This is a genomic window from Oleiphilus sp. HI0117, assembly GCF_001635235.1.
The window spans coordinates 1-9,436 of record NZ_LWGA01001164.1 but is presented as its reverse complement, the minus strand read 5'-3'; the positions used below and the strand labels follow the sequence as shown (position 1 = coordinate 9,436).

At 43.1% G+C, this 9,436-nt stretch carries 8 protein-coding genes and 1 pseudogene; 4 read left to right on the top strand and 5 right to left on the bottom strand.

Annotated elements, in window-relative coordinates:
• Together sbcD and A3757_RS20635 are read left to right on the top strand one after the other, a co-directional pair.
• On the top strand, window positions 1-1,224 hold a 1,224-nt coding region (gene sbcD, locus A3757_RS20640), incomplete at its 5' end, for an exonuclease subunit SbcD (RefSeq protein ID WP_068740220.1).
• 10 nt (window positions 1,225-1,234) lie between these two features.
• On the top strand, window positions 1,235-4,957 hold the full coding sequence (locus A3757_RS20635) for an SbcC/MukB-like Walker B domain-containing protein (RefSeq protein WP_068740218.1): 3,723 nt from the start codon (window positions 1,235-1,237) through the stop codon (window positions 4,955-4,957).
• Between the two features lie 101 nt (window positions 4,958-5,058).
• Here A3757_RS20635 and A3757_RS20630 read toward each other — a convergent pair whose 3' ends face one another.
• Together A3757_RS20630 and A3757_RS20625 are read right to left on the bottom strand one after the other, a co-directional pair.
• A complete protein-coding gene (locus A3757_RS20630) occupies window positions 5,059-5,799 on the bottom strand; it encodes a YebC/PmpR family DNA-binding transcriptional regulator (protein WP_068554413.1) in 741 nt (246 codons plus the stop codon).
• 147 nt (window positions 5,800-5,946) lie between these two features.
• Complete coding sequence (locus A3757_RS20625; RefSeq protein WP_068507398.1) at window positions 5,947-6,261, bottom strand: SCP2 sterol-binding domain-containing protein; 315 nt, start codon at window positions 6,259-6,261, stop codon at window positions 5,947-5,949.
• A gap of 307 nt (window positions 6,262-6,568) precedes the next feature.
• On the opposite strand from A3757_RS20625, the gene sohB reads away from it, so the two are divergent.
• Together sohB and A3757_RS25365 are read left to right on the top strand one after the other, a co-directional pair.
• A complete protein-coding gene (sohB, locus tag A3757_RS20620; RefSeq protein ID WP_068512159.1) occupies window positions 6,569-7,603 on the top strand; it encodes a protease SohB in 1,035 nt (344 codons plus the stop codon).
• Window positions 7,604-7,752: 149 nt separating this feature from the next.
• A pseudogene (locus A3757_RS25365) lies at window positions 7,753-7,923 on the top strand (integrase); the annotation flags it as partial.
• 158 nt (window positions 7,924-8,081) lie between these two features.
• Here the strand turns inward: A3757_RS25365 and A3757_RS20615 are convergent.
• From A3757_RS20615 to A3757_RS20605, 3 genes are all read right to left on the bottom strand, one after another.
• Complete coding sequence (locus tag A3757_RS20615; protein ID WP_068512156.1) at window positions 8,082-8,369, bottom strand: type II toxin-antitoxin system RelE/ParE family toxin; 288 nt, start codon at window positions 8,367-8,369, stop codon at window positions 8,082-8,084.
• 3 nt (window positions 8,370-8,372) lie between these two features.
• The gene (locus A3757_RS20610) at window positions 8,373-8,600 is read right to left on the bottom strand and encodes a CopG family transcriptional regulator (RefSeq protein ID WP_068511406.1); all 228 of its coding nucleotides are present in this window, start codon (window positions 8,598-8,600) and stop codon (window positions 8,373-8,375) included.
• 111 nt (window positions 8,601-8,711) lie between these two features.
• Window positions 8,712-9,436, bottom strand: a 725-nt coding sequence (locus tag A3757_RS20605) for a DMT family transporter (RefSeq protein ID WP_068740216.1), incomplete at its 5' end; no start/stop codon positions are given.

The following is a 9,436-nucleotide window of genomic DNA, read 5'->3' as shown; positions in this document are numbered from 1 at the left end:
GGTAAAAGTCGCCAAAAAGAACATCAGGGTTTCCTTAATTGGCTGGTTGAGCAGGTTCTTGAGCATGAGGTTGACGCCGTTATTGTTGCCGGCGATATATTTGATACCGGGGCTCCACCTAGCTATGCTCGCGAACTTTATCACAAGTTTGTGATTGACTTTAGTGAAGCGACAAACAAGGCTGTGCCTCTCGTTATTGTTGCCGGAAATCATGATTCTGTCGCCATGCTTGAAGAAACCTCTGACTTGCTTGCGCACTTCAACACGCATGTAATTTCTTCTGCAAACGAGAATACCTACGAGCAACAGCTATTGCCCCTGACAGGCGCTGCTGGTGAAATAAAGGGAATTATATGTGCCGTTCCATTTCTAAGAGCTAGAGACCTGGTTGGTAGTCATTCCGGTTCGACAGGGAAGGAAAAGCAACGAGATTTACAAGATGCGATAAAGCGGCACTATCAGGTGCTTTATCGTAAGGCCCTGGGTTTAAGAGATATTAATGATTCAAAGATCCCGATTATTATGACAGGGCACTTAACAGTCGTCGGCGCACGCACAAGTGAATCGGTCAGGGATATTTATATCGGTACCTTGGAGGCGTTTTCAGCAACATCCTTTCCCTCGGCAGATTACATTGCCCTGGGACATATCCATAAGCAGCAGCAAATTAAGGGCAATGGCAATATCTACTATAGTGGTTCGCCAATTCCGCTTAGCTTTGACGAGCTAAACCAGAAAAAGTCAGTGCAAGTGGTAGAGTTTGATGAGGCTGGTGTGACGGTGGATGCCATTGAAGTACCGGTTTTTCAGCAGCTGTACAAAATAAAAGGAAACCTCGAGGAGATTAGCGCTAAACTTTCAGAGTTGAAGGGCGGTCGTGATGGCAGTGCTTATTGTTCAGAAAGCAATGGTGACCTTAGTGAGACTATTTGGCTTGAGGTAGAAGTTGAAGAACAGGATTATCTTGAAGACCTTCAGAAACGCATCGAAGAATTAGTGGACGATAGCAATATCGAAGTGCTTTGTTTGAAGCGCAGCAGAAATCGAAAAGGGTTAAGCCTGGTCGCCGAAAGTAGCGAGCGTTTGCAGGAACTTAAACCAGGCGAAGTTTTTGAAAAAAGGCTGTCATTAGAGCAAGACGGAATTGATGATGTACTAAAAAGCCGTCTGCAACAGATGTTTAAAGAGGCGCTGCTACAAGCTGAGCAAGGAGACAAGCTCTAGAGCTGCAGTTATGAAAATACTAAGTATTCGTCTTAAGAATATCAACTCTCTACGCGGGGAGTGGTTTATTGACTTCACTAAGGAGCCTTTCGCTAGCAACGGTTTATTTGCAATCACTGGGCCTACTGGTGCCGGAAAATCTACGCTGTTGGATGCAATTTGCCTTGCCTTATACCACCAAACACCGCGTTTAAATGAACCATCACCTGCTGAGAAGGTAATGACTCGTCATTGTCACGAATGCATGTGTGAGGTGGAGTTCAGTGTTAAGGGTGACCAGGTTTTTCGCGCATTTTGGGAAGTAAGAAGGGCGCGAAGCAAAGCTGATGGAAAATTACAAAGCCCCAAAGTTGAGCTAGCACTGCTCGGGGCCGGTGAGGAGGGGCGCGATAAAATTATTGCTGATAAGCTCCGCGACAAACTAGAACATATCGCCGAAATAACGGGCTTGGATTTTTCACGTTTTACAAAATCCATGCTTCTGGCTCAAGGTGGCTTTGCAGCCTTCCTCAATGCAAATTCGGGAGACCGGGCAGAACTTCTTGAAGAGTTAACGGGAACGGACATATACGGCAGAGTTTCTAGCGAGGTGTTTGAACGCTTTCGACAAGAAAAAGAGCGACACACGCTACTGACGGTCAAGTTGGAAGGTCTAGAGCAGACTAGTCCCGAGGAGCTTGAATTACTGTATGCTGAAGAACAGGCCCTCGAAGAAAAGCGTAAGACTGCTTTGCTTAAAAGAGGCGATATTCAGGCACAGGTTTCTCATATTGAAAAGCTTGAAAAATTGCAGGCGAGTAATAAGCAGTGTCGTTCAGCGCTCGATGCGCATGTTCAATATTGCGACAGTTTAGCACCCGAGTTTGCAAGGCTTGAAAGAGCCCTACCAGCGAGAGTGCTCTCACCATATTATGAACAATATCAGCGCGCTCAAGCTCAACAAAACCAATATGATAAAAACTTCCAGGAAATCAATGCCTCTTGTAGCTTAAAGCAAGAGGAATTCCACCTATTAGAAGGTAATTGTCAGCTTGCTAAAAATGAATACCAGGATGCTCAGAATACCCATGTAAGACTAGAAAACTTTCTAGTTGAGCAGCTTGTTCCTTTAGATCAAGGTATTACTTCCCAGCAGAAAAGCATATCAACCGCCGATGCCGAATTAGTTGAAATAGACGCCAGAAAAACTCAAACGCTAAAACAGCTGCAAGACTGTGCCAAGCAGATTAAAAATAGCCACGACATAACTAAGTCCGTGGGCGAGTGGCTGGAAAAGCATGAGTGGCTTAGAGGTGCGCAAACCCAGCTTGACGGGATTGCCACGCTATTCCAACAGTATAACCGGGTAAAAGAGCAAACGGTGTCTCTGGCAAAGCTGCTTGAAAGCGACAATGCAGTTAAGTTGGCGAAGGAAAAAGGCCTAAGAGAATTAAATTCGCAACTTGTTATCCGAGAGCAAGAGCATAAAAAACTCCTTAGTCGATCTTCGAGTGCAAAAACAGCACTAGATCGCTTTCTAGAAGAGCTTAATAAGCAGTTGAGTTTGGAAACGTTAGAGAATCTTATTCAACAGAATTCCCTCAGAAAGAATGCGGTAGCCGAGTGCAAGAGAATATTTGAGCAAGCGCAGGATCAAAAGCTTAGTTGTCGACAAATCCTGTCGTCTATCGAAAAACAAGATGCTTCGATAGCAAGCCTTGAGGCTGAGCTTGTTAGCCTTCGAACAGCCTATCAGCAAGCTAATAAGTATTTCTTGTCATTAAAAGAAAGAGTCTTGCTCGAAAACCGTATTGTCAGCTTAAGTGAGCACCGAGCACAATTAAAAGAAGGCGAAGCTTGCCCTTTGTGTGGTTCCGTGGATCATCCAATGTTAGATGGATATGGCGAGCTTGAGTCTTCGTCAACGAATGATGAGCTTCTTGCTCAAGAAAAAGTTGCTGAAGCGTTAAAAGAGCAGGGACTTGCCAAGAAGGAAGCCTTAATTCGTCAAGGTGCGGAACTTGAAGGGTTAAGAATAAGAGCAGAGGAGTCACTGAAAAAAGAGGCGGAAACCCAGCAGGTTTGGGCAACTTATGCTGCTCAAATTAATTGTAGTTTGCTTGTAGCAGATGAAGGTGTCCCTCAATTTTTAGAAGAAGTCTTAAGTGATATTGAAAATATAGACAATCAATATGAAAAATTATCGAACCTCCGTCGCGCACTAGAGGCCTGCCAGGAAGAAGAGAAAGTAGAACAGAATTTATTAGACGCTCTAATAAGAGATAAAGAGATACAAGAAACTGAGCATCGCTATATCAGCCAGCAGTGCCAAGATAAACAAGATCAAATCAATAGCTTATGCAGTAGTGAGCAGGAGCTAGATCAATCTTTACAAGAAAATCTGGCTAAGCTTAGTGGCCATGATGTCGTGATAAGCCCGGACTTAAGTGCTTTAGGCGAGTGGTTGGAGACAACCCGAAAGGAGTGTTCGCTGTATGACGACAAGGCAAAGCTACTTCAGACAGAGCTTGGATTAATTAGCGATATCGAAAAGCAACATGACCAATACAAAGCCGTATTGAGCGAGCTTAATTCCCAGTTTGCCGAGGCGAAACAGAAACAGCAGTCGTTCATGGAGCAGCTTGCTGTACAGAAGGCAGAGCGCAAACGTCTGTTCGGCGATAAAGATGTAAGTGCCGAGCGTGAGAAGTCGGCTCAAAATTGTGAAAAAAGGCTTCTGTCCTATCAGGGCTTGCAGGGGTCAATAGCTGAGATCGAGAGAAACTTATCGGCACTTCAGGGAAAGCAGCAGCAGCTCGAGCAGCAGAAGTTTGAACACAAAGATCAGTTGGATCGTCTTGCTCATGACTGGCAGCAGAGACTCGAGAATAGCGTGTTCGAAGACCTGCCCAGCTTTCAGCAGGCTCATCTTGATGACGTAGAGATCGAGAATTTGGTGTCTTTAAAAGAAGAAACACAAAAAACTAAAGCAACATTGGAGGCAGAGCTAAAAACTGCCCAGAGCCAGTTAAAAGAGTTACAAGCTAAAGATCTTCCTAATTTGTCACTCGAAGAGCTCAAAGCGCTACTTGATGGCCTGGAGAGTGAAGTAGAAGCTTGTAGTCAGAGGCAGGGTGAACTAACGCAGATACTTAAGACCAACGCAGAACAGAAACAAAAGCATGAAAACCTGATGCGAGAAATTGAAGCCCAGCGACAGTGCTACGATGATTGGAGTCACCTTAATAGTTTGATAGGCTCCAAAGATGGTAAACGTTTCAGAGTCTTTGCACAGGGCCTGACCTTAGATTATTTAATACAACTCGCTAACCAAAGGCTTGAGGGGCTACATGCCCGTTATTATCTGGTTAGAAGTGATATTCAAGGGCTGGAATTGCAGGTAGTCGATAAATGGCAAGCAGATTCGCATAGAGATACACGAACTCTATCTGGCGGTGAAAGCTTTTTGGTCAGCTTGGCGCTGGCCCTGGCTTTGTCTGACCTGGTTAGCTATAAAACTCAAATTGACAGTTTATTTCTCGATGAAGGTTTCGGTACGCTAGACCGTGCGACATTGGATATCGCACTAGATTCACTGGATCAGCTCAACTCTCAGGGTAAAATGATTGGCGTGATTAGTCATATAGATGCCTTGAAAGAGCGTATACCTGTTCAGATTGATATTAAAAAAATGAGCGGGCTTGGGTACAGCCGTTTGGATAAGGCTTATGAGATTAAAGGGCAAGCTGATTAAGGTAGGCAGCGGCCAAAGTGCTTTACTGAAACGTAAGCACCTTGGCTTGTTTTGGATTCCGCATTAGCGAGGGGTGAAACCCTCTGCCTAAGAGAAACGTTTTAAAACTCAGCGCTATGATAAACGTTCTGCACGTCATCCAGGTCGTTAAGCATATCTAGAAATGTCTCGAAGGTAGTGATATCGTCACCTGAAATTTCAGTCGTTGTTTGTGGAACAAACTGGATTTCATCAACTTTAAAGTCTACTTCCTTTTCACCGTTCTTGTTCTCTGTACCGAATGCTTCGTTAAGCGCTTGCTTTGCCTTGAAATAATCAGTGTTAGGTGCAAATATCGTGATTTCGCCGTTTTCACACTCGATATCACTAACATCAACATCGGCTTCCATTAAGGCTTCAAGGGCGGTGTCTTCATCTTCAGACTTGAATACGAAAATAGCACTGTGATCAAACATGTGACCAACGCTACCTTGGGCACCAATTTTACTCTTGGTTTTGGTAAAACACTGGCGCACATCACCGAAGGTACGGTTAGGGTTGTCCGTTAGGCAGTCAACAATTACCATGCAGTTTCCTGGGCCAAAACCTTCATAGCGAGCTGTCGCAAAGTCTTCGCCAGCACCACCTTTTGCCTTTTCAATCGCTTTTTCAATAACATGACCAGGAACCTGATCTTTCTTGGCGCGGTCAATCATTGACCTAAGTGAAAGGTTACCGTCAGGGTCGATACCACCAGACTTTGCGCACATATAAATCTCGCGGCCATACTTGCTGTATACCTTGGTTTTGGCGTCGGCGGTTTTTGCCATTGATTCTTTACGGTTTTGGTAAGCTCTACCCATTTTTTAAGGTCCCAAACTATTTTTAGAAATCGGAATAATGTTTTCAGAAACAGAATACTACCGTGATGTAAAATGTTTAAAAAGTGTCACGCACAAAAAAAGCCGCAGAAGCGGCTTTTTTAGCTTAATCATGTTAAGCAGACCTTACTAACCGATGCTGAAAAGCTCGCCTAGCTTAGTTGCTAGCATCATGTCGCCTTCAGCACGTAGCTGACCAGCCATGAACGCTTGCATACCGTCAGTTTCGCCACTAACGATGCCTTTAAGAGTTTCAGTGTTCATGATCAAAGTAACTGAAGGATCATCGTGCTCACCAGCTGCTAGTTCGCATGTACCGTCAGCGATAGTTAGGCTGTAGTTGTCATCGTCTTCGATGTTGAATTGGAATACCAAGTCGATGCCGCTAGCTGCGTCAGCGTTGAAGTTTTCTTTTAGTGTCTCGAAAGTAGAAGCTACAGACATGAGAATACCCTTTTTATGTATCAATTATCGCTAAGCTACACGTGTATATGCATGAGATTGAAGCTCAATAGTGCAAGGTAGCTAGCCTGAGTGTGAAGCGTATTGATTTTCACGGATGTCAAGATTAGTTACTCGAAAAACGCTTGTCAACTAATAAATCGAACGCTTGTTTGAATTATGGTGTGAAGGTGTAAATTAGTAGCCAACAATATCTGAACGAAACCCTTGTATTTGGCAATAATGGCCCAACAATGCAATGGTCATAATGTTTTCGTTATTTGTATATATCAAACCTGAGGATAAGCGAGTGGAATTTTTGACTGAGTACGGTGTCTTCTTGGCGCAGACAATTACAGTTGTTGCTGCCATTTTAATAGTGATGGCTGCAGCAAGCAGTGCAGCTCTAAAAAACAAGAAGCCTGAAAGCAAGGAAATGCTGATTGAAAAATTGAATGAAAAGTACGAGGAAATCAAAGATACGCTTGAAGAGTCGATGCTGAGTAAAGAAGCATTAAAAGACAAGAAAAAGCAGCTCAAGAAGCAAGAAAAGGAAAGTAAGGGGAAGTCAGACACTGAAGATAAAAAGAAGGTGTTTGTTCTAAGCTTCGAGGGTGATATTAAAGCAAGCGCTGTTGAGGGCTTCAGAGAAGCCGTTTCTGCGGCACTGTTGGTTGCACGTCCGGGTACCGATGAAATCGTGGTCAAGCTTGAAAGTCCTGGCGGTATGGTTCATTCCTATGGTTTGGCCTCTGCACAGCTAGATCGAATTAAGCAGAAGGGTATCAAACTGACAGCTTGCGTAGACAAGGTCGCTGCGAGTGGTGGTTACATGATGGCGTGCGTTGCAGATCAGATTATTGCTTCACCTTTCGCTATAATGGGTTCGATTGGTGTGGTGGCTCAGGTGCCTAACTTCAACAAGGTACTGAAGAAAAATGATATCGACTATGAGATCCTGACTGCTGGCAAGTACAAAAGAACCTTAACAATGTTTGGTGAAAATACTGACGAAGGAAGAGAGAAGTTTAAGTCGGACTTGGAGGATACTCACCAGTTATTTAAGTCCTACGTTTCAGAACGTCGTCCATCGGTTGATATTGAATCAGTTGCCAATGGTGATATCTGGTTTGGTTCTAAAGCCAAGGAAGTATCTTTAGTTGATGACTTGAAAACATCAGATGAATATATTTTAGAAGCCTGTCAGGACTCAGAGGTCTATTCCTTGGAATTCAAAGCAAAGAAAAGTTTGATGGATAAACTAGGCATGTCGGTAAGCTCAGGTATTGAACAGTCTGTTACCAAACTGCTTTCCGAGCTGAATATCTCTCGTGGTATGAAGTAATTAATTAAGTCGTTGATGGGGCGGGGTTGCGACTCTGGCCCCATTTTTATTTTGTGAATGTTTAAACAGGGGCCGCAATTTACCTGTAATTTCAAAGTGCGCAAGTTTGGTGCTCATTGAAGCTCTGTGTATCCATTATTTAGCCAGCTTATGGCACCCACTCAATGAGGCGAACAAAAGCTTCAATTATTTATCGTGAAACAAAGAACTTTAGAGCTATTCAGATATTGCTAGGGCACTTTAAAATTGACAGCACTATAAGGTATCTTGGGGTTGAAGTAGATGATGCGCTTGATCTTGCCGAACGAATTCAGGTGTAGAATTTCGTCAAAAGGCGGTTATTTACAATTTAAGTAACTTCCTTTTTATGCAATTTTTTAAAAGCCGGCATTAAGGGCTCATCAAAATAAGTAAATTAATTTTGGCTTTTAAATAAGACCTCGACTTTCAGTAATCGCTTATTAACTCTAGAGAGTTCCTATAACCAGCAATCAATATCCTGACCTCCTAAAATAGCCATTATTTCAACGACCGCACCATTAACACGGTAGTAAATATTATCGGAGCAATAAGAGCAGCGCCTATAACCTGGGCGAATATGGTCAACTGATTGGAAGAGATATGGGTTGATAGAAATTTTCTCGAACATATCGAAAAAACCATGGTAATAGGTATCTGCCTGAGCTTCTCCAAACTCGCTATATTCGTAAGCGTATATCCGCTTTAGGTCTTCTTTAGTATTCGAAGATATCTTAAATTCAAACATGCCTTACTTCAGTTCTGACTTGAATTCAGCCAGCATCTCAGATGCCATTTGATTTACAAAACCACTGGATTCTGCATCTTCAAGCTTTCTATTAATTGCTTCAGCCCTTCTCGCGCTGCGGATAAGATCGTTTATCAATTCACTTTTATTAGAGTAATCTTGAACATTATCTACATGATTTCGCAACCAAGAATCATTTTGCTCTGTTAACGTAATACTTTGTCTCGGCATTTTACACCTCCCTCGATACAAACTTGGTGTAATTATACACCAGGTTTGTAGTGAATGGTCTACAGAATATTTAATAAGCTAGATACAGACTCACTACTTAGACTAAGTCTCTCAGTGCTTAGCAAAGACACTCTCATACAAAGCAGCAAACAAAATAATGCCACCACCAAGTAGTGTGTTGAAGCCTATTCCTTCTCTTAAAAGTAAATATGCAAATAGGCTTCCATAAACGACTTGCAGGCTTATCACCATTGATACGCTTTTAGCTGAACGATAGCGTAGGGCGTACGTTTTTTGAGTATGTGGGATTGCCGTAAACACGGTGCCTAGTAGAATTAATGCAAGTAGATCGGGTGTTTTTATTTCCACTGGCGAGACAGATGCAAAGGGTAGCAAAATTGCGGCTGACACCATCGCGTGATAAAACATAATGGTGAAAGGGGAAATATCTGACAGGTGCTTTGATACCAGAATATTTCTTAGTGCCACAGCCAGTGCAGATAAAAGACCAAACAATACTCCTGCGGTGACATTGTTTTCGAGAGTAAAGTCCGGGACGATCATAAAGACACCGAGCATAACCAGCAAACCCATGAGGATATCGGCTTTATGAAGCCGTGTTTTATTGATTAAGGGTTCCAGAAATACCGTCATGACAGGAAAGGTAAACATCGAGATCATGCCGATAGCGACAGTCGACAGCTGCATCGCTTGAAAATAGGCTGTCCAATGAACGGTGAACAGCATGCTGCAAAACACCAAGAGTAAAAAAACGGGTAAAGTGCTAATTCTAAGTTTTTGTTTGAATAGAAGTGCCACAATAAATACGGTGAGGC

What these genes read in the sequence shown, in the direction of transcription:
- A3757_RS20625 (WP_068507398.1), bottom strand. Translation starts at nt 6,261, where the DNA reads ATGTCTGTAGCTTCTACTTTCGAGACACTAAAAGAAAACTTCAACGCT.
- A3757_RS20630 (WP_068554413.1), bottom strand. Translation starts at nt 5,799, where the DNA reads ATGGGTAGAGCTTACCAAAACCGTAAAGAATCAATGGCAAAAACCGCC.
- A3757_RS20635 (WP_068740218.1), top strand. Translation starts at nt 1,235, where the DNA reads ATGAAAATACTAAGTATTCGTCTTAAGAATATCAACTCTCTACGCGGG.
- A3757_RS20615 (WP_068512156.1), bottom strand. Translation starts at nt 8,369, where the DNA reads ATGTTTGAATTTAAGATATCTTCGAATACTAAAGAAGACCTAAAGCGG.
- A3757_RS20610 (WP_068511406.1), bottom strand. Translation starts at nt 8,600, where the DNA reads ATGCCGAGACAAAGTATTACGTTAACAGAGCAAAATGATTCTTGGTTG.